This window comes from Streptomyces sp. STR69 (assembly GCF_024519455.1).
GTDB lineage: Bacteria > Actinomycetota > Actinomycetes > Streptomycetales > Streptomycetaceae > Streptomyces.
Genome location: NZ_JALJRY010000005.1, coordinates 149,812 through 169,549, shown reverse-complemented (window position 1 = coordinate 169,549; position 19,738 = coordinate 149,812). Strand labels below are relative to the sequence as shown.

Here is a 19,738-nt window from a genome sequence, read left to right as displayed (position 1 = left end):
GAGTGTGAGAGTGCTCGTACTCGTCGCTCCCGGCCAGGGCGCCCAGACGCCCGGCTTCCTGACCCCCTGGCTCGACCTCCCCGGTGTCGAGGACCGTCTGCGTGCCCTCTCGGCCGCCATCGACCTCGACCTGGTGCACTACGGCACGAAGGCCGACGCGGACGAGATCCGCGACACCGCCGTCGCCCAGCCGCTGCTGGTCGCCGCCGGGCTGGTCTCCGCGACCGCGCTCGGCGAGGTGTCCCCGGGCGCCGTCGCCGGTCACAGCGTCGGCGAGATCACCGCCGCCGTCTTCGCCGGTGTCCTCGACGACACGGCCGCCCTGACCCTCGTACGCAAGCGCGGTCTGGCGATGGCCGAGGCCGCCGCGATCACCGGGACCGGGATGGCCGCGCTGCTCGGCGGGGACCACGACACGACCGTCGCGCATCTGGAGAAGCTGGGCCTGACCCCGGCCAACGTGAACGGCGCGGGCCAGATCGTGGCCGCCGGCACGCTGGAGCAGATCGCCGCCCTGGAGGCCGACAAGCCCGAGGGCGTGCGCCGGGTCGTGGCGCTGAAGGTGGCCGGCGCGTTCCACACCGAGCACATGGGCCCGGCGGTCGACGCGCTCGCCGAGGCCGCGCGTGAACTGACGCCCGCCGACCCGAAGTTGACGTACGTCTCGAACAAGGACGGCAAGGCGGTCACCACCGGCGCCGAGGTGCTGGACCGCCTCGTCGGCCAGGTCGCCAACCCCGTCCGCTGGGACCTGTGCATGGAGACCTTCAAGGAGCTCGGCGTCACCGCGCTCCTGGAGGTGTGCCCCGGCGGCACCCTGACCGGCCTCGCCAAGCGCGCCCTGCCGGGCGTGAAGACGCTGGCCCTGAAGACCCCCGACGACCTCGACGCGGCCCGCGAGCTCATCGCAGAGCATGCCAACGCCTGAAGAAGGAGCCGTAGGAACATGTCGACGAAGATCAAGCCGAGCAAGGGCGCACCGTACGCGCGCATCCTCGGTGTGGGCGGCTACCGTCCGGTCCGGGTCGTCCCGAACGAGGTGATCCTGGAGACGATCGACTCGTCCGACGAGTGGATCCGCTCCCGTTCCGGTATCGAGACCCGGCACTGGGCGAACGACGAGGAGACCGTCGCCGCGATGTCCATCGAGGCGTCCGGCAAGGCGATCGCCGACGCGGGGATCACCGCCGAGCAGATCGGCGGCGTGATCGTGTCGACGGTCTCGCACTTCAAGCAGACCCCGGCCGTGGCGACGGAGATCGCGGACAAGCTCGGCACGAACAAGGCTGCCGCGTTCGACATCTCGGCGGGCTGCGCGGGCTTCGGCTACGGCCTGACGCTCGCCAAGGGCATGGTCGTCGAGGGCAGCGCCGAGTACGTCCTCGTCATCGGTGTGGAGCGGCTGTCCGACCTGACCGACCTGGAGGACCGCGCGACGGCCTTCCTGTTCGGCGACGGCGCGGGCGCGGTCGTGGTCGGCCCCGCGAAGGAGCCGCACATCGGCCCGACCGTGTGGGGCTCGGAGGGCGACAAGTCCGACACCATCAAGCAGACCGTGCCGTGGACCGAGTACGACTCCACGGGCAAGTTCCCTGCGATCACGCAGGAGGGCCAGGCGGTGTTCCGCTGGGCCGTGTTCGAGATGGCGAAGGTCGCCCAGCAGGCGCTGGACGCGGCCGGGATCACCGCGAACGAACTGGATGTCTTCATTCCCCACCAGGCCAACGAGCGGATCATCGACTCGATGGTGAAGACGCTGAAACTGCCGGAGCACGTCACGGTCGCGCGTGACGTACGCACCACCGGCAACACCTCGGCCGCCTCGATTCCGCTCGCTATGGAGCGGCTTCTGGCGACCGGCGAGGCGAAGAGCGGCGACACCGCGCTCGTCATCGGCTTCGGGGCGGGTCTCGTGTACGCCGCGACGGTCGTTACCCTCCCCTAGGCACTCCGTGCCGGATCATCATCGGATCCGGACCGGAAGCACCGCCACACCCTCTGGATCACAAAGAAGGAGCGCCTGACATGGCCGCCACTCAGGAAGAGATCGTCGCCGGTCTCGCCGACATCGTGAACGAGATCGCCGGCATCCCGGTTGAGGACGTCCAGCTGGACAAGTCCTTCACCGACGACCTGGACGTCGACTCGCTGTCCATGGTCGAGGTCGTCGTCGCCGCCGAAGAGCGCTTCGACGTCAAGATCCCCGACGAGGACGTCAAGAACCTCAAGACGGTCGGCGACGCGACCGACTACATCCTCAAGAACCAGGCCTGAGCCACCTCTTAGGCCCGGACCAGCAGGCCCGAGCCACCCCATAGGCCCGGCTGCATGGCCCCGCCACCCGGCGGTGGCGCCGCTTAATCCTCGTACCGTTGGAGAGAGAATTCCCGTGAGCCCGACCAATCGCACCGTGGTCGTCACCGGTATCGGCGCAACCACACCGCTGGGTGGCGACGCAGCCTCGACCTGGGAAGGTCTGATCGCCGGCAAGTCCGGTGTGAAGGCCCTTGAGCAGGACTGGGCCGCCGAGCAGGCGGTCCGTATCGCCGCGCCGGCCGCCGTCGACCCCTCAGAGGTCATCCCGCGTCCGCAGGCCCGCCGACTGGACCGCTCGGCGCAGTTCGCGCTGATCGCGGCCAAGGAGGCGTGGGCCGACGCCGGCTTCACCGACAAGGCCGGTGAGGACCCCGCCGTCGACCCCGACCGCCTGGGCACCGTCATCGCCTCCGGCATCGGCGGTGTGACGACCCTCCTCGACCAGTACGACGTGCTCAAGGAGAAGGGCGTCCGCCGCGTCTCCCCGCATACCGTCCCCATGCTGATGCCGAACGGCCCGTCCGCCAACGTGGGGCTGCTCGTCGGCGCCCGCGCGGGTGTGCACACGCCGGTCTCCGCGTGCGCCTCCGGCGCCGAGGCCATCGGCTACGCCATCGAGATGATCCGCACCGGCCGCGCCGACGTCGTCGTCGCGGGTGGCACGGAGGCGGCCATCCACCCCCTCCCCATCGCCGCGTTCGGCAACATGATGGCGATGTCCAAGAACAACGACGACCCGCAGGGCGCCTCGCGTCCCTACGACACCGCCCGCGACGGCTTCGTCCTCGGCGAGGGCGCCGGCGTCCTGGTCCTGGAGTCCGCCGAGCACGCCGCACAGCGCGGTGCCCGGGTGTACGCGGAGGCGGTCGGGCAGGGCATCTCCGCCGACGGCCACGACATCGTGCAGCCGGAGCCGGAGGGCCGCGGTATCTCGCAGGCCCTGAAGCACCTGCTCGACAACACCGACCTGGACCCGGCGGAGATCGTGCACGTGAACGCGCACGCGACCTCGACGCCGGCCGGTGACGTGGCCGAACTGAAGGCGCTGCGCAAGGTGTTCGGCGACGACGCCGACCACATGGCGGTCTCCGCGACCAAGTCGATGACCGGTCACCTGCTGGGTGGCGCGGGCGGCGTCGAGTCGGTCGCGACGGTCCTCGCCCTCTACAACCGGATCGCCCCGCCGACCATCAACGTCGACAACCTCGACCCGGAGGCGGAGGCCAACGCGGACGTGGTCCGCGGCGAGGCCCGCAAGCTGCCGGTCGAGGGCCGGATCGCCGCGCTGAACGACTCGTTCGGGTTCGGTGGACACAACGTGGTGCTGGCGTTCCGTACGGTCTGAGAACTTCCTGTACGACGCCGAGGGCCCCCACCAACCGGTGGGGGCCCTCGGCGTGTACGGAACGGAACGTCAGACCACCTGATGCAGCCAGCGCACCGGCGCACCCTCGCCCGCGTACCTGAACGGCTCCAACTCGTCGTCCCAGGGCTTGCCGAGGAGCTTGGCGATGTCGGCTTCCAGGTTCGTCTCGCCCTGCTGGGACCTCGTCAGGGCCGCGCGCAGGCGGTCCTCCGGGATCAGGATGTCGCCGTGGATGCCGGTGACGGCGTGGAAGATGCCGAGGTCGGGGGTGCAGCTGTAGCGCTCGCCCTCGGCCGTGGGGCAGGGCTCGGCGGTGACCTCGAAGCGGAGGAGGTGCCAGCCGCGGAGGGCCGACGCCAGTTTGGACGCCGTTCCCGCCTCCGCCTGCCAGGAGAATTCGGAGCGCCATGTTCCGGGCGCGGCGGGCTGTCGGATCCAGTCGAGGCTGACGCGTGTGCCGAGCACCCCGGCGACGGCCCACTCGACGTGCGGGCACAGCGCGCGCGGCGCGGAGTGCACGTACAGAACTCCACGTGTCGTCACCGGGACCTCCGGACAGAGCGGGGCATCTTGCTGACTGGCAAACGGCGGTGGCGGGGCAGCCACGTTGAGGGCGAGGCTACCGTGCGGCGGCGCGCGGAGTGTGACGTACCGTCCCTCCAGGTGCCAGGAAACCCCGCCATTCACCCATGGGGACGCTTGTACGGGGTGAGCCGTTGCATCGGGCCGCAACGGGAACCATGGCGCGTTGTTATGGGTTGAGACCGTTATGGAGGGGATGGGTCTCAACATGCGCATGCGACGTCGTCGTTCACGGGCAGCGCTCGCCCTCATGACAGCGGCCGTACTGGGCGCGGCCGGCTGCGACTCGGGCGGGGGCGCGTCCTCCGGCACCCACAGCAAGAGCGGTAAGGCGGCCGAGGCTAAGCCCTCCCCCACCCCCGTCTGGGACCGCAGCCCGTCCTCGGTCGCCGCCGTGGGCGACTCCATCACCCGTGGTTTCGACGCCTGTACGGTCCTGTCGGACTGCCCCGAGGTGTCCTGGGCGACGGGCACCGAGGCCTCGGTCGACAGTCTGGCCGTACGGCTGCTGGGCAAGACCGGCGCGGCCGAGCGGAGTTGGAACTACGCGGAGACCGGCGCGCGGATGGCCGACCTGCCCGGCCAGATCACCCAGGCGGTCGCCCGCAAGCCGCAGTTGGTCACGGTGATGGTGGGGGCCAACGACGCCTGCCGGGCCTCGACCTCGGCGATGACCTCGGTCGCCGACTTCCGCACCGAGTTCGAGACCTCGCTGAAGTCCCTGCGCCGGGCGCTGCCGAAGACACAGGTCTACGTCGCGAGCGTGCCGAATCTCAAGCGGCTCTGGTCGCAGGGGCGGACCAACCCGCTGGGCAAGGCGGTGTGGAAGCTGGGGATCTGCCCCTCGATGCTGGCCGACGCGGACGCCCTGGACTCGGCGGCCACCGAGCGGCGCGACACGGTGCAGGACCGGGTGGAGGCGTACAACAAGGCCCTGGAGCAGGTGTGCGCGACGGATGTGCGCTGCCGTTTCGACGGGGGCGCGGTCTACGACTACCGCTTCGGCACGGACCAGTTGAGCCACTGGGACTGGTTCCATCCGAGCAAGGACGGCCAGGCGCAGCTCGCGGCGATGGCCTACCGGCGGATCACCGCGGCCGAACCCGTGACCTAGGGTTTCCCTCATGAGCGAACTTTTCGGCACCCTTCCCGACGGCACTCCCGTGCACCGCTGGACGCTGGAGCGGGCGGGCGTACGGGTGCGGGTGCTGTCGTACGGCGGGATCGTGCAGTCGGTGGAGGTGCCGGACCGGGCGGGACACACGGCGGACGTGGTGCTCGGGTTCGGCGGTCTGGACGGCTACCTCACCCACCCGGAGCCGTATCTCGGCGCGCTGGTCGGCCGGTACGCGAACCGGATCGCGGCCGGCCGTTTCCCGTTGGAGGGCGTGACCTACTCCCTCGCGCAGAACAACGCGCCCAACTCCCTGCACGGCGGCGAGCGCGGCTTCGACAAGCGGGTGTGGGACGTCGAGCCGGTCGAGCACGGGGTGCGGCTGAGCCGGGTCAGCGAGCACGGCGAGGAGGGCTTCCCCGGCCGCCTGGACGTCTCGGCGACGTACAGACTCGACGAGTCGGGCGCGCTGCGCATCGCCTACGAGGCGACGACGGACGCGCCGACCGTCGTGAACCTCACGAACCACAGCTACTTCGACCTGAGCGGCTCCGGCAGCCCGGCCGGGCACGAACTCCGGCTCGCCGCCTCGCGGTTCACGCCCGTCGACGCCGATCTGATCCCGACCGGCACGCTCGACGACGTCACCGGCACCCGTTTCGACTTCCGCGAGTCACGGAAGGTCGGCACCGGCTACGACCACAACTTCGCGCTCGACAAGGGCCCGACCCCGGCCCCCGTCGAGATCGCCGAGCTGCACGACCCGGCGTCCGGCCGCGTCCTGACGATCGCGACGACCGAGCCGGGCATCCAGCTCTACACCGGTGACCACCTGAGCGACCCGTTCGCCCCGGGCGCCGGAATCGCCCTGGAGACCCAGCACTTCCCGGACTCCCCGAACCGCCCCGAGTTCCCGAGCACGGAACTGCGCCCGGGCGAGACCTACCGCTCGGAGACGGTGTACGGCTTCTCGGCCCGCTGACCGGGCTGGGGCCTGGATGTGATGAGCCCCGGCCCAGGGGTCAGGTCCCGGGCCGGGGCTGTCTGTGGGGAGCTTGTCCCGGCTCAGACGTTAATCGTCGTGGCGACCCCGCGGTCCGTGATCGAGCGCCCCGCGTGGATCTCGTACGAACCCTTTACAACTGCCCACGAGTTCGCCGTCTCATCCCAGATCTCGAAAGATCGGCGCGGGAGTTCGACCCGCACCTCGACGCTCTCGCCGGGCGCCGCCTCGACCCCGGCGAATCCGGCCAGCCAGCGGGCCGGACGCTCGGGGTCGTGCTCCGTCGGGGCCAGGTAGATCTGGACGACCTCACGGCCGTGCCGGGCACCGGAGTTGGTGACGCGCACGGTGACGGACGTACTGTCCGTCGTGCTCTCCGCCTCGATCGATGCATAGCTCCAGTCGGTGTAGCCCAGGCCGTGCCCGAAGGGGTACGACGGGGTGCGGCCCTCCTTCTCCCAGGCGCGATAGCCGATGAACACGCCCTCGGTGTAAGGGAGTTCGCCGTTCTCTGGGACCACTTGACTGACCGGGGCGTCGGTGAGGGAACCCCAGGTGGTGGGGAGCCGGCCGCCTGGTTCGTGGGCGCCGGTGAGGACGTCGGCGAGGGCGGCGCCGGCCTCCTGGCCGGGGAACCAGCCGAGCAGGACGGCGGCGACCTCCTCGCGCCAGGGCAGTTCGACCGGGGAGCCGGAGTTGACGATCACGACGGTGTTCGGGTTGACGGCGGCGACGGCGTGCACCAAGTCGTCCTGGCGGCCGGGGAGTTGGAGGTCGGTGCGGTCGTAACCCTCCGACTCGACCCGCTCGGTGGTGGCGACCACGACGACGGCGGTGTCGGCGGCGCGGGCCGCTTCGACGGCCTCGGCGATCAGTTCGTCGGGGTCGCGCTGCGGTTCCTGGTGGGCGAGCGCGAAGCCGACGACCCGGAGGGGGATGCCCACGGGACGGGCGACGGTGTACGCCAGGGACACCTCGACGGGGACGTCGGCGGTGAGTTCGACGAGGGCGCGGGGCTCGGGGGCGCCGAAGAAGGAGATGAACGGGTCGTCCTTGGCCGGGCGTTGGACGTCGTCGTAGTACGTCGTGCCGTCGACGGTGAGGGTGAACGCGCCGATGCCCGTGATGCCGAAGGTGTGCGAACCGCTGGCGCGCGGGGTGAAGGTGCCGGTGAGTTCGACGGTGTGAAGGGTGTCGTGGGTGACGCCCTCGGGGAGGTCCGAACCCACCCATTTGATCTGCCCGTTGGGCAGGGCGACGGTCGCGACGACCTGGCCGGCCGCGTCCCGGCAGATCGCGCGCAGGGTGAAACCCTGGTCGGCGACGGCGAGTTCGGTGTTCGGGTCGGCGCCGACGGCGTAGCTCAGGGCGCCTTCGGGGAGGGCGGCGGTGAGGCCGTCGAGCGGGGAGACGATCCGGGCCGGGAAGACGGTGGCGGAGCCGCCGCCGAGGACGCGGGCGTCGCGGGCGGCGGCGCCTATGAGCGCGACGGTGGTGTTCGGCCTCAGCGGAAGGGCGTTGTCCTGGTTCCGCACGAGGACGAAGGAGCGGCGGGCGATCTCGCGGGCGAGCGCCTCGCCGTCGACGGGGGACGGGAGTTCGGCTTCCGCGACGACGGGTTCGGCGCCGGCCAGGATGCCGACGCGGGCGGCGAGCCGCAGCACGTTCCGTACGGCCGCGTCAACCGTGGCCTCGGCGACCTCGCCGTCACGCACGACCCGGGCGAGGGCCTCGCCGTACACGGTCTTCGGGCCGGGCATGGCGACGTCGAGGCCGCCCTCGATGGCGCCGACGGTGGAGCGGGCGGCCGTCCAGTCGGAGACGTTGAAGCCGTCGAAGCCCCATTCGCCACGCAGGATCTCGTTCACCAGTCGGCGGTGTTCGGTCATTGTCGTGCCGTTGACCGTGTTGTAGGCGGTCATGACGCCCCAGGGGCGGGCCTGCTCGACGATGAGCTCGAAGGGCGCCAAGTACAGCTCGCGCAGGGCGCGTTGGGAGATCAGATTGTCCACGGTGAAGCGTTCGGTCTCGGCGTCGTTGGCGACGAAGTGCTTGACGGTGGTGCCCACGCCACCCGCCTGAACGCCCTCCACATACCCGGAGCCGATCCGCCCGGTGAGGTACGGGTCCTCGCTGTACGCCTCGAAGTGCCGTCCGCCGAGCGGCGAGCGATGGAGATTGACGGTCGGAGCGAGCAGCACGTGGACGCCCTTGCGGCGGGCCTCCTGGGCGAGCAGCACACCGGCGCGGCGGGCGAGTTCGGGGTCCCAGGCGGCGGCGAGGGCGGTGGGTGACGGCAGTGCGACGGAGGGGTCGTCGGCGGTCCAGTGCCGGCCCCGGACGCCGATCGGGCCGTCGGACATGACGAGGGACGTCAGGCCGATCTCCGGGAGCGCGGGCAGGGACCACATGTCCTGACCGGCCAGCAGCCGGGTCTTGGCGTCGAGGTCGAGTGCGCCGAGGGCCGCTTCGACGACTTCTTCATGGGTTCCCGCCACGGGGTTGCCTCCTCGTTGAGAGTCCGTGAGTCCGTCCTGTGCCGCTGTGTTGCTGCGTCTCAGCGCCTCCATCGTGCATCGATTGCCTGTAGATCGGTAGGTTTTGTAATCTTGCCGTTATATTCACCTGTGGCGGATGTCGTACGGTGACGCCATGAGCGCCAGGGCCAAGAGTGCGGAGCGGCGCGCCGAGATCGTGCGGGCGGCGCTGGAGGTGATCGCCGAGCGCGGCTACCGGGGCGCGAGCCTGGCGGCGGTGGCGGAGCGGGTCGGGCTGACCCAGCAGGGCCTGCTGCACTACTTCCCCACGAAGGACGCGCTGCTCGTAGCCGTCCTGGAGGAACGGGACCAGTGGGACGCGGTCCCGGACAGCCGCTGGCGGATCGACCTGCTGGCGTCTCTCGTCGAGTACAACGCGATGCGGCCCGCGATCATCCAGACCTTCTCCGCACTCCTCGGCGAGAGCGTCACGGAGGAACACCCGGCCCGCGACTACTTCACCGCGCGGTACGCCAGGGTGCGGGCAAGCATGGCGGGGGTGCTGCGAGCCGAGTACGGAGACGTCCTGCCCAACGGCCTCACCCCCGAGCGCACGGCCCCCCTGCTGGTCGCGGTGATGGACGGCCTGCAGTACCAGTGGCTGCTGGACCCGGAGTCGGTGGACATGCCGGGGGCGTTCCGCGACTTCCTGACCCTGCTGGGCGAGACATGACCTCGCCCGACTCCCCTACACCTGCCGCCAGATGACGGCGAGCGTCTTGCTCGCCACGCACACGAGACCGAAGACGAGCGCCCAGTCGTAGGCCCCGGCAAGGACCAGCGCGACCACCCCCGCACCGAACCACACCACCTCGAAGACGACCCGACCGGCGCCGCGCGTCTTGTACCTGGCCTTCGGCGAACCGCACAGCCCCCACAGCACGGCGAGCACGACGGGCGCGCCGAGGCCGAGCAGCCAGGTCAGCGGGGTCGCGAGACCCCGGGTGAACCCCCAATAGCCGACGGCGACAAGGGCGCCGAGTTCAATGGCGAAGAGCACGCCGAGGTTCGCTGCCTTCGCTGTCTTCACTGCCGTCATGAGCGGCAGTATCACCCGGATCGGATCACTCCGTCCCGGCCGAGGAGGCGGGGAATCGGATCGTCCGTCGCACCCGTGGCGTAGACCACTCCCGTCACGCGATACTGCGGCCGTCCGGCACCGCACCCCACTGCGACGGAAGGCCTCAACCACTTTGAATGTCATACGAGTTCGGACAGGCGTCCTCGGACTGGCCCTGCTGGCCGGTTTCTCCGCCCCCGGCACCAGCGCGGCGGCGGCCGACACCACACTCTCCCCGACCGTCGAGGAACAACGGCTCGACAAGCCGGTCCCCCAGGAGATCCTCGAACACTCCGGATTCGACACCGTGGCACCGGAGTTCACCCGAGCCCTCGAAGGGGCGCACAGCTACGCTCAGGCCCGCCGCATCGTCGTACGCGAGGGAACCGCGCTGTGGCAGCGGGCAGTCGACCGGGCGCAGGGCCGGGGCCCCGCCGGTGGGGATCTGAGCCGGGACGACGACCGGCCGCTGTACTGGGCGCGGTTGGGAATGACCAGGGAAGTGCGGGCCTGGGCACCGGAGTTCGGGATCAGCAGCGCCCAACGGACCGTACTGCTCTCCGAGTTGGAACAGACCTCGCGCGGCCAGAGCAGCATCCGCTACCCGGCCCGCGACAAGGGACTGAAGCGGATCCTGGTGACCGGCTTCGACCCGTTCACGCTGGACGCGGACATCAGGATCTCCAACCCGTCCGGCGCCACCGCGCTCGCGCTCGACGGGACGGTGATCCAGACGGCGGACGGCCCGGCCCGCATCGAGACGGCCATGTTCCCGGTGCGCTGGGCCGACTTCGCCGAGGGAACCGTGGAGCGGACGCTGCGGCCGTATCTCCCGAAGCTGGATCTGTTCACGACGGTGAGCCAGGGCCGGGTGGGCCGTTTCGACGTCGAGCGGACCAACGGGGCCTGGCGGGGCGGCTATCCGGACAACGACACCGTCTCGCGCACGGAGACCGTCCCGGTCACCGACCCGGCCTCGCAGCCCCAGTGGACGTCGACGACCTTGCCGTACAAGGCGATTGTGGCCGCGAAGACCGGACGTTTCACCGTCTACGACCACACCGAGGTCACCGAGATCCCGGCGGGCGGGACGACTCCCGTCGTACAGCCGGACGGCCCGACCCCCGGCTCCACGGCCCGCGCCGGTGGCGGCGGCAACTACCTGTCCAACGAGATCGCCTACCGCGCGACCCTGCTGCGGGACCGGCTCGGACTGCACGACTCGCTGCCGGGCGGACACATCCACACACCGGTACTGCAGTTCGGAACGGGCAACACGGACCCGGCGACCGGGACGATCACCGATCCCCAGTTCATACAGAACCGGTTGGACATCATCGACCAGGTCAGGGCGATGGTGACAGCGGCAATGAACGCGTCACTGACCAACTGACTCAGGCCCGCTCTCCGCGTCCTCCCCCTCGTCGCCCCCCTCTGTCTCCTCGCCCAGCAGGTCCCGAGCCATCATCGTCGCCCCCGCCACCGCACCCGGCATCAGGAAGACGGCGACGAACGGGACCAGGAAGGCCAGGCCGAGGGGGGTGCCGAAGCCCCAGATCAGGGTCTTGCGGGAGCGGAGGAGGGTGAGGCGGGCGCGGAGGTCGACGCCTCGGCGCTGCAGGGCGACGGCCGTCAGTTCCTCGGTGAGGAAGAACCCGGTGACGAAGAACCCGATCACCGGAACGACGGTCTGGCCGACGAACGGAAGAAAACCGAAGGCGAAGAGCAGAACACCCCACACCAGCGCACGCACCAGAACCCGAAGACTGTCACGGGCCGAGATCCACAGTTCACGCCAGAGCGGGAGGCCCGACTCGGGGGCCGTGCCGTCGGGTGAGACGTCCCGGTCGACCTTCTCGGAGAGGGTCTCGTAGAAGGGCTGCCCTATCAGCAGGGTGACCGCCGTGAAGGTCAACACCGAGAGCAGCAGGGCCAGTACGAACAAGACCACCGTGAGGAAACCCCGGAACAGCCCCTGCCACGGACTGGCCCAGTCGTCCGCGAAGGGCGTCGCCCAGCTGACGAAGTCCCCACCCCACACCGCGAGCGCGACAAGCACCGCGACATAGAGAACCAGCGTGATCAGCCCGGGAACCAGCCCGAACCCATACTGCCGCCCGTGCCGGGCCACCCAGCGCTGGCCCTTCAGGAGATAGCCGAATCCCACCCCAAGATCATGCATGGGGAGAACTTTACTCAGCGTCGACACCGACCACGGCTCCTAACCCGCCGACACCGCCACCACGACCCCTTGATCCGCCGCAGGCGAAACCGCCGCGGTCACCCGTACCGCGGTAGCCCGAGCCACCCGCCCCGCACGGAAGGCCGCAGCCAGCAGCACCGGCTGGACCCGCTCCACCACAGAAACGAACAACTCCTCACCCGCGACCAGCATCGGCCCGGCCGCCTTGGTCGTCGCCGCCGCGGCCTCCGTGAGGTCGGCGAGGGGCGGGAGGGTCGCCCGGAGGACCTTCGCGCCGGCGGTCGCCGCGCGTTGCGCGAGGGCCACCTGCGGGGGCAGCAGCGGGGCCAGCGCGGACGCCAACGCCTCGGCGATGCGCCGGAGTTCGGGGGAGGATTCGGCCAGGGCGTCGGCCGCCGCGCGGAGCAGCGGGGTGAGGGCGAGCAGCGTGCCCGCGGCCACGCCCGCCGCCGCGGGCAGCAACGGGGAGGCCGCCTCGACCAGATCGCCGAGCGCGGCGGCGAACTCCTCGACGGCGGGCTCCACCGCGTCGAGCACGGGCAGCAGGCTGTCCCCGAGCACACCCAACAGCGCCTGCGCCGGCTGACTCACCGGGTGCACGGCCAGCGGCGCACCAGTCGTACCGAGCCGCGTCAGGGTGTCGACCATGCGATAGAAGGCCTCCTGGGCCTGCGGCGACGCGCTCGCCTCGGCCAGTTCGGCGGTGGTCTCACGCAGCACCCGGAGCGCCTCGGCACCCGAACCGTCCCGTGGATCAAGGGTGTTGATCGCGATCCTGGTGATGTTCCCGGCCGTGTCCAGGAGTTGCCCGGTGATGTCGGTGGTGCTGCGTGCCACGCGCAACACCTCGTCCTTGCTCGGAAGCGAAGGAATGGCCGCCATGGGAACCCCTCTTCACGCACCCGCCACCCGGTACCTGCACTCAGCATGCCCGTTCCTCGCCCCCCTGAATGCGACATCCGGGCATCGATGACACCAACACCTTCCCGCCCCCGTTGAGTCGAACGGGTGTCGCTCGCCGTACCGATCTCTGGAACCAGGAGGAGGTCCGAGGGGGAACTCCCGCAGGTCGGACAGGCGTTGTTCACCATGGCACACGCGAGCAGCGGATCAGTTGAGGAGAGCGGATGACCCAGGAGATCCACGGCACCGTAGCCGACGGCTTCGAAACGGTCCGGGAGGAGTTCGCCGCGTTCGTGTCGACGGAACGCGCGGACTACGAGGGCCAGTTGTGCGCGTACGTACACGGCCGCCAGGTCGTCGACCTCTGGGCCGGGCCAGGCACGGAGGGCGACTCCCTCTACGGCGTGTTCTCGTCCACCAAGGGCGCCGCCCACCTCGTGGTGGCACTGCTCGTACAGGACGGCACGCTGGAACTGGACCGCAAAGTGACCTACTACTGGCCGGAGTTCGCCTCGGAGGGCAAAGGCGCGCTGACGCTGCGCGAGTTGCTGGCGCACCGGGCGGGCCTGGTCGGCACGGACACCGGCTTCGCCCTCGACGAACTGGCCGACGACCGCGCGGTGGCCGAACGCCTCGCCGACCAGCGCCCGTTCTGGCGCCCCGGCACGGCCTTCGGCTATCACGCCCTGGTCATAGGCGCGTTGACCGGCGAGATCGTAAGACGAGCCACAGGCCGTTCACTCCAGGACGTGTACGAGGAAAGAGTCCGAGCCCCCTACGCCCTGGACTTCTTCCTGGGCCTCCCCGCCACCCAGGAGCCCCGCTTCCACTCCACCCAACCACCGCTCCCCTCCCCCAACGAACAGGCCCTACGCGCCGTGGAACCGGACAGCCGGCACAGCCTCGCCGGCATCGCCTTCAACGAACACGCGGCCCAGCCCACGGTATTGGCGTCGCTCCCCAACGAAAGAGTGATCCGCGCCAAGGGCCCCGCGTCGGTAGGCGGAGTGGCCTCGGCACGCGGCCTCGCCGGCCTGTACGCGGCGGCGATCAGCGAGGTAGACGGCCGGGCCCCGCTCCTGAAGCAGGACACGGTCGCGGAGTTCGGCCAGATCCACTCCGTCGGCTACGACCTGGTCACCGGCACACACCGCTCGTACGGCCTGGGTTTCCAGGCGACAGCTGACACGTGGTACTCGTTCCTGAGCGCCGGCGCGATCGGCCACAGCGGCGCGGCAGGCTCCCAGGCCTTCGCGGACCCCCGCACCGGCCTGGCCTACGGCTACACCCGCCGCCGCTTCGCCCTGGCGGGCGGCGCCGCCCCAGAAAACGTCCGCCTGGTCCAAGCCGCCCACCAAGCAGCCCGCCAAGCAGCCCAGACCGGCTAAAGCCAACGGCGTAGGCCCTCCCCACGGCGAGGGCCCACCAACTCCCGCTGTCCCCACGCGCCGGCCGAGAGGGCGCCGTAGGGGCGCGCCGGTGTCGAGAGTCCCAGCGCGCGGAGGCGCGCAGCGCCGAGCACGGTGGGGCTCTCGACACCGGCTTAAAGCGCCCCGAAGGCGACCGAACCAAAGGAGGTACGCGAACGGCGCCTTCTCAACACCGGCCCAGCTACCTGACACCTACCCAACCCGGTCAGGCCAGATCCGATCAGATCAGATCAGATCAAAGCTTGACGATCATCTTCCCCGTGTTGTCCCCTCGCAGCTGCCCCAGGAACGCCTCAAGGTTGTTCTCGATCCCCTCGACGACGGTCTCCCGGTACTTCAGCTCCCCGGAAGCCACCCAAGCACCGACCTCCCGCACGAACTCCGGCTGCAGGTCGTAGTGGTCGCCGACGAGGAACCCCTCGATACGCCCACGCGTCTGGATGAGGCGCCCGAGGTTCTTCGGACCGGCCACGGGCTCGGTGCTGTTGTAGACCGAGATCATGCCGCAAATGGCAATGCGCCCACGCTCGTTCAGCGAACCGATGGCAGCCTCAAGGTGGTCGCCCCCGACGTTGTCGAAGTACACATCGACACCATCCGGAGCAGCCTCGCGCAGCTGCTGACTCACGGGCCCGTTCTTGTAGTTGAAGGCCGCGTCGAACCCGTATTCCTCAACCAACAGCTTGACCTTCTCGTCGGACCCGGCGGAGCCGATGACCCGCGACGCGCCCTTGAGCTTGGCGATCTGCCCGACCTGGCTGCCCACGGCGCCGGCGGCACCGGAGACGAAGACGGAGTCGCCTTCCTTGAAGGAGGCGGTGCGCAGCAGCCCGGCGTAGGCGGTGAGGCCGGTCATGCCGAGGACGCCGAGGTAGGTGGAGAGCGGGGCGAGGTCGGGGTCGACCTTGACGGCGCCCTTGGTGTCGATGGTCGCGTACTCGCGCCAGCCGCCGAAGTGCAGGAGGTGGTCGCCGACCGCGATGCCCTCGGCGTTGGACTCGACGACCTCGCCGACCGCGCCGCCCTGCATGACCTTGCCGAGCTCGAACGGGGCGACGTACGACTTGGCGGCGCTCATCCGGCCGCGCATGTACGGGTCGACGGAGAGGTACTTGTTCCGCACCAGCACCTGGCCCTCGCCCGGGGTCCGGGTCTCGGTCTCCACCAGGGCGAAGTCCTCGGGCTTCGGCCAGCCGACCGGGCGGCTGAGCAGGTGCCATTCGCGGTTGATCATCACAAGCGCCTTTCTTCGTGTCTCCGTGCGCTCCGTGCGGGGAGCGTCGAATACTTCAGTACCTGATACTTCAGTACCTGAAACAACCATGCCTCTGAATATTTCATGATGTCAAGTAACGGGGTACGCTGGATCCCATGTCCACACCCGAAAAGACGCGCTCCGACAAGACGCGCCGCGCCGACCCCGTGACCCTGGAGGTCGTCGAGCTGATCGGCGATGTCGTGGCGCGGTTCTACGAGGACTACGAGGAGGCGGCGGGCGACCACTCGCTGACCGGTGCCCAGGCCCGGCTGCTCAGCCTGCTGTCGCTGGAGCCGCTGCCGATGCGCAAGCTGGCGCAGAAGTTGAAGTGCGAGCCGTCGAACGTCACCGGGATCGTGGACCGGCTGGAGACGCGGGGCCTGGTGGAGCGCCGCCCCGACCCCGCCGACCGGCGCGTGAAGCTGGCGGCGGCGACGGACGAGGGGCGCCGGGTGGCCCGTAGCTTGCGCGAATCCCTCCGATTCGCCCGCGAGCCGCTCGCGGGGCTGTCGGACGAAGAAAGGCTGGCACTCCGGGGCCTGCTACGACGGATGCTGGAAATCTGACCGTTCGGGCCTGGATGCTTCGGATCGGACCTGGATGCTTCGGATCGGACCTGGACGCTTCGGATCGGGCCTGGATGCTTCGGGCCCGAACCCCCGAGCCGAACGGCTCAGGAGCACCACCACAGGATCTGTTCGCACGTCTCCGAGGGCGACGGCGTGGGGCTCGGATCCGAGGACGAGGGCTCCGAGGTCGGAGTGGTCGTCGGATCCGTCGTGGATGTCGACGTGGGGGACGTGTTGCCGGCGGCGGTCGCCGGTGTCAGCGACGCGGAGGGACTCTTCGTCCCCTTCCCGGACTCCGAAGGCGAAGCCGACCGTGACGCCGACGCGTCCGGAGACGCCGTACCCGTACCCGCCCCTGCCCCCACGGTCTTCGTGTCGCCCAAGGGCTCGGCCGTGCCGCCGGCCTCCGAGGACGCCCCGCCCTCCGCCGACGCGTCGCCCGGTCCGGCGGGCTTCGAGATCGAGAACGGCGCGTCCGTGCCCAGCTCGGCCAGGCTCAGCCCGCCGGCCGCCAGCACGAAGCCGGCCGTGACGAGCAGCACCCGGCGCCGGCGCCGGCGATGCGCCGCGGCCTTGCGATCGCGACGGCTCGCACCCGGCGCGTTCGTGTCACCGTCACCGTCGTCGTCACCGCCCTCGACCCGGTCGCCGTCACGGGCGCCGCCGCCGTCATCGGCGCTGCCGCGCCCACGCCCCCGGCTCTTCCGCCGCGCGGCCCGTCCAAGGTGTTCGCCGTGCTCCCCGTCGTCGCGACCCGCGTCACCGTCGTACGACTCACGGGTGTCGGGAACATCCCCCGCCCCACCGTCCGTTTGCGAACGCACGTCAACTCCCGTCTCGTAGGCGGGAGATGACTCGACCGGTACTTCGGCTGATGCGCCGCACCCCGGGCACGCGAGGGCGCCGTTCAGGTGCCGGCCGCAGGGGTGGCAGTAGTCCATGACGCCGGAAGACTAAGTTCCCCACAGGTAACGTTCATAGCCACTGCTGTGAAAATTGTGCAAGGAACCGCGCGCCTGACCGAAACGTCGGCCGAAACCCTTGCCGAACCGTTACGCGTTCGACCCATTGACACTCCCGCCCCGCCGTCCTTACTGTCTGCCCAGCATTTCGAACGTGAGCCGAAATTTCGAACAGCACCGAAGAGCACAGGGGGCAGCTGCCGTGCGCATCACGGGAATCAGTACGCACGTGGTCGGGACGCCATGGCGCAATCTGACGTACGTCCAAGTGCACACCGACGAGGGCGTCACCGGCGTCGGCGAGACCCGGATGCTGGGCCACACCGACGCGCTGATCGGTTACCTGCGCGAGGCCGAGGCAAACCACATTCTCGGTTCCGATCCGTTCGCCGTGGAAGACCTCGTACGCCGGATGAAGTACGGCGACTACGGCCGTGCGGGCGAAATCGTGATGTCCGGCATCGCCGTCATCGAGATGGCCTGCTGGGACATCAAGGGCAAGGCCCTCGGTGTGCCGGTGTGGCAGCTGCTCGGCGGCAAGGTCACCGACAAGGTGAAGGCGTACGCCAACGGCTGGTACACCACCGAGCGGACCCCGGAGGCCTATCACAAGGCCGCCCAGGGGGTCATGGAGCGCGGCTACAAGGCCCTGAAGATCGACCCGTTCGGGACCGGCCACTTCGAACTCGACCACGAGCAGACCCTGTACGCCGTCTCGCTCATCGAGGCCGTACGGGACGCCATCGGACCGGACGCCGAGCTGATGCTGGAGATGCACGGCCGCTTCTCACCCTCCACCGCCGTACGGCTCGCGCACGAGCTCGCGCCGTTCAAGCCGGCCTGGCTGGAGGAGCCGTGCCCGCCGGAGAACCTGAAGGCGCTGGAGAAGGTCGCCGCGAAGGTGGACATCCCGGTCGCCACGGGTGAGCGCATTCACGATCGCATCGAGTTCCGCGAGCTGTTCGAGAGCCAGGCCGTCGACATCATCCAGCCCGACGTCGGTCACATCGGCGGCATCTGGGAGACGCGCAAGCTGGCCGCGACCGCCGAGGCGCACTACGTCCTCGTCGCCCCGCACAACGTCGGCGGGCCGGTGCTGACCGCCGCCTCGCTCCAAGTCGGCTTCTCCACCCCGAACTTCAAGATCCTGGAGCACTTCAACGACTTCGCGGACGCGGAGATCAAGAAGGTCGTCAAGGGTGCCCCGCAGGTGATCGACGGCTACTTCCACCTCTCCGACGCGCCTGGTCTCGGCGTCGAGCTGGACACCGACGCGGCGGCCGAATTCCCGCAGCAGCAGGCCCGGTTCGACCTCTGGGCGGACGGCTGGGAGCAGCGCAAGCCGAAGGGCTCGAAGTGAGCACGGCGGTCGTCATCGCGGCACCGGGCGAGCACAGTCTGGTCTCGCACGAGCCGCGCCGTCCGGACGCGGGTGAGGCGCTGGTGCGCGTCCACGCGGTCGGCATCTGCGGCAGCGACCGCGAGGTGTACCAGGGCAACAGGCCCGAGGGCTACGTCCGTTACCCCCTCACCCCGGGCCACGAGTGGTCCGGCACGGTGGAGGCGGTCGGTGCCGGGGTGCCGTCGGGTCTGGTCGGCCGCAAGGTGGTCGGTGAGGGCTTCCGCAACTGCCAGGTGTGCGACCGGTGTCACGCGGGCGAGACAACGTTGTGCACGGCAGGCTATGAGGAGACGGGCTTCACCCAGCCCGGCGCGATGGCCACCACCCTCACCCTCCCCGCCCGGCTCCTCCATGTCCTCCCGGACGAGGCGGACTTGACGGCGGCGGCGCTGCTGGAGCCGGCGGCCTGCATCGCGGCGGCGGCGCTGAAGGCGAACGCGCGGCCGGGTGAGCGGGTCGCCGTGGTCGGCACCGGAACCCTCGGCATGTTCGCGATCCAGTTCCTCAAGGCGAACTCCCCCGCCGAACTCCTGGTGGTGGGCTCCCGCCCGGACCGCGCGGCCCTCTCGGAACAGTTCGGCGCCACGGACTTCCGTACCAAGAACGAGCAACTCCCCGACGACTTCGACGTGGTGATCGAGACCGCGGGTTCCGCCGACGCGGCCCGTACGGCCGCCGCGCTGCTGAGGCGCGGCGGACGTCTGGTCCTCACGGGCATCCCCGCACCGGGTGCGGAGGGTCTCGACCCGACCGATCTCGTCGTACGGCAGCTGGAGGTGCACACCGTCTTCGGGGCACCGCCGGACGCCTGGGCGCACACGGTGCGGGTGTTCGGGGCGGGGTTGCTCGATCCGCTGACCCTGGTCACCCATGAGCTGCCGCTCGCCGAGTTCCCGCAGGCCATCGAGCTGGTGGGGTCCGGCGATCCCAAGGTCGGCAAGGTGCTGCTGCGGCCGTAGGAAACCCCTAGCCGTACGTCGGCACGGGGTGTCCTGACCACCCCGTGCCGACGTACCACCACAGTTTTTCCGTA

Annotated in this window: 19 protein-coding genes; 12 read left to right on the top strand and 7 right to left on the bottom strand. The window is 70.0% G+C overall.

Translation table 11 applies throughout. The features are described 5' to 3' along the window. Positions 1–10 precede the first annotated feature (10 nt). The 4 genes from OC490_RS11220 (at position 11) to OC490_RS11205 (ending at position 3,661) form a co-directional block, all read left to right on the top strand. Positions 11–928: an ACP S-malonyltransferase gene (locus OC490_RS11220; protein WP_262057725.1), complete on the top strand. Its 918-nt coding sequence runs from the start codon at positions 11–13 to the stop codon at positions 926–928. Positions 929–946: 18 nt separating this feature from the next. Further along, entirely contained in the window at positions 947–1,945 is a 999-nt protein-coding gene (locus OC490_RS11215) for a ketoacyl-ACP synthase III (RefSeq protein ID WP_262057724.1), read from the top strand. Positions 1,946–2,025: 80 nt separating this feature from the next. Further along, positions 2,026–2,274 (top strand): acyl carrier protein, encoded by a 249-nt coding sequence (locus tag OC490_RS11210; RefSeq protein WP_200715295.1) that lies wholly within the window; start codon positions 2,026–2,028, stop codon positions 2,272–2,274. Between the two features lie 115 nt (positions 2,275–2,389). Continuing rightward, positions 2,390–3,661, top strand: a complete 1,272-nt coding sequence (locus OC490_RS11205) for a beta-ketoacyl-[acyl-carrier-protein] synthase family protein (protein WP_262057723.1) — start codon at positions 2,390–2,392, stop codon at positions 3,659–3,661. A gap of 69 nt (positions 3,662–3,730) precedes the next feature. On the opposite strand, the gene OC490_RS11200 is transcribed toward OC490_RS11205, so the two are convergent. Then, positions 3,731–4,225 carry a DUF3145 domain-containing protein gene (locus OC490_RS11200; RefSeq protein ID WP_026178291.1) on the bottom strand — a complete coding sequence of 165 codons (495 nt, stop codon included), beginning with the start codon at positions 4,223–4,225 and terminating at the stop codon, positions 3,731–3,733. 247 nt (positions 4,226–4,472) lie between these two features. On the opposite strand from OC490_RS11200, the gene OC490_RS11195 reads away from it, so the two are divergent. Both OC490_RS11195 and OC490_RS11190 read left to right on the top strand, forming a co-directional pair. Next, positions 4,473–5,378 carry an SGNH/GDSL hydrolase family protein gene (locus tag OC490_RS11195; protein ID WP_262057722.1) on the top strand — a complete coding sequence of 302 codons (906 nt, stop codon included), beginning with the start codon at positions 4,473–4,475 and terminating at the stop codon, positions 5,376–5,378. A 10-nt stretch (positions 5,379–5,388) separates the two neighbouring features. After that, the gene (locus tag OC490_RS11190; protein ID WP_262057721.1) at positions 5,389–6,360 is read left to right on the top strand and encodes an aldose epimerase family protein; all 972 of its coding nucleotides are present in this window, start codon (positions 5,389–5,391) and stop codon (positions 6,358–6,360) included. 83 nt (positions 6,361–6,443) lie between these two features. Here the strand turns inward: OC490_RS11190 and OC490_RS11185 are convergent, their stop codons facing one another. After that, a complete protein-coding gene (locus OC490_RS11185; protein WP_410098605.1) occupies positions 6,444–8,951 on the bottom strand; it encodes a beta-glucosidase in 2,508 nt (835 codons plus the stop codon). Between the two features lie 64 nt (positions 8,952–9,015). Here OC490_RS11185 and OC490_RS11180 point away from each other — a divergent pair, with 64 nt between their 5' ends. Then, a complete protein-coding gene (locus OC490_RS11180; RefSeq protein WP_262057719.1) occupies positions 9,016–9,591 on the top strand; it encodes a TetR/AcrR family transcriptional regulator in 576 nt (191 codons plus the stop codon). Between the two features lie 15 nt (positions 9,592–9,606). On the opposite strand, the gene OC490_RS11175 is transcribed toward OC490_RS11180, so the two are convergent. Next, positions 9,607–9,957 carry a YrdB family protein gene (locus tag OC490_RS11175; RefSeq protein ID WP_262057718.1) on the bottom strand — a complete coding sequence of 117 codons (351 nt, stop codon included), beginning with the start codon at positions 9,955–9,957 and terminating at the stop codon, positions 9,607–9,609. Between the two features lie 154 nt (positions 9,958–10,111). Here OC490_RS11175 and OC490_RS11170 point away from each other — a divergent pair, with 154 nt between their 5' ends. Continuing rightward, positions 10,112–11,371, top strand: a complete 1,260-nt coding sequence (locus tag OC490_RS11170; protein WP_262057717.1) for a pyroglutamyl peptidase — start codon at positions 10,112–10,114, stop codon at positions 11,369–11,371. Here the strand turns inward: OC490_RS11170 and OC490_RS11165 are convergent. Both OC490_RS11165 and OC490_RS11160 read right to left on the bottom strand, forming a co-directional pair. Beyond that, on the bottom strand, positions 11,357–12,160 hold the full coding sequence (locus tag OC490_RS11165) for an EI24 domain-containing protein (RefSeq protein WP_262057716.1): 804 nt from the start codon (positions 12,158–12,160) through the stop codon (positions 11,357–11,359). The two genes, OC490_RS11170 and OC490_RS11165, sit on opposite strands and share 15 nt — an antisense overlap. 39 nt (positions 12,161–12,199) lie before the next feature. Next, a complete protein-coding gene (locus tag OC490_RS11160) occupies positions 12,200–13,018 on the bottom strand; it encodes a hypothetical protein (RefSeq protein WP_262057715.1) in 819 nt (272 codons plus the stop codon). A 290-nt stretch (positions 13,019–13,308) separates the two neighbouring features. Between OC490_RS11160 and OC490_RS11155 the strand changes: the two genes are divergently transcribed. Then, positions 13,309–14,472, top strand: a complete 1,164-nt coding sequence (locus tag OC490_RS11155) for a serine hydrolase domain-containing protein (RefSeq protein ID WP_262057714.1) — start codon at positions 13,309–13,311, stop codon at positions 14,470–14,472. Positions 14,473–14,749: 277 nt separating this feature from the next. On the opposite strand, the gene OC490_RS11150 is transcribed toward OC490_RS11155, so the two are convergent. Then, positions 14,750–15,748, bottom strand: coding sequence for an NADP-dependent oxidoreductase (locus tag OC490_RS11150; RefSeq protein ID WP_262057713.1), 999 nt, complete (start codon positions 15,746–15,748; stop codon positions 14,750–14,752). 137 nt (positions 15,749–15,885) lie between these two features. On the opposite strand from OC490_RS11150, the gene OC490_RS11145 reads away from it, so the two are divergent. After that, positions 15,886–16,338 carry a MarR family winged helix-turn-helix transcriptional regulator gene (locus OC490_RS11145; protein WP_262057712.1) on the top strand — a complete coding sequence of 151 codons (453 nt, stop codon included), beginning with the start codon at positions 15,886–15,888 and terminating at the stop codon, positions 16,336–16,338. A gap of 107 nt (positions 16,339–16,445) precedes the next feature. On the opposite strand, the gene OC490_RS11140 is transcribed toward OC490_RS11145, so the two are convergent. Then, on the bottom strand, positions 16,446–17,282 hold the full coding sequence (locus OC490_RS11140) for a hypothetical protein (RefSeq protein ID WP_410098604.1): 837 nt from the start codon (positions 17,280–17,282) through the stop codon (positions 16,446–16,448). Between the two features lie 223 nt (positions 17,283–17,505). Between OC490_RS11140 and OC490_RS11135 the strand changes: the two genes are divergently transcribed. Further along, a complete protein-coding gene (locus OC490_RS11135) occupies positions 17,506–18,663 on the top strand; it encodes a mandelate racemase/muconate lactonizing enzyme family protein (protein ID WP_262057710.1) in 1,158 nt (385 codons plus the stop codon). Then, a complete protein-coding gene (locus OC490_RS11130; RefSeq protein WP_262057709.1) occupies positions 18,660–19,664 on the top strand; it encodes a zinc-dependent alcohol dehydrogenase in 1,005 nt (334 codons plus the stop codon). The genes OC490_RS11135 and OC490_RS11130 overlap by 4 nt, the downstream gene beginning before the upstream one ends. The last annotated feature ends 74 nt before the right edge of the window (positions 19,665–19,738 follow it).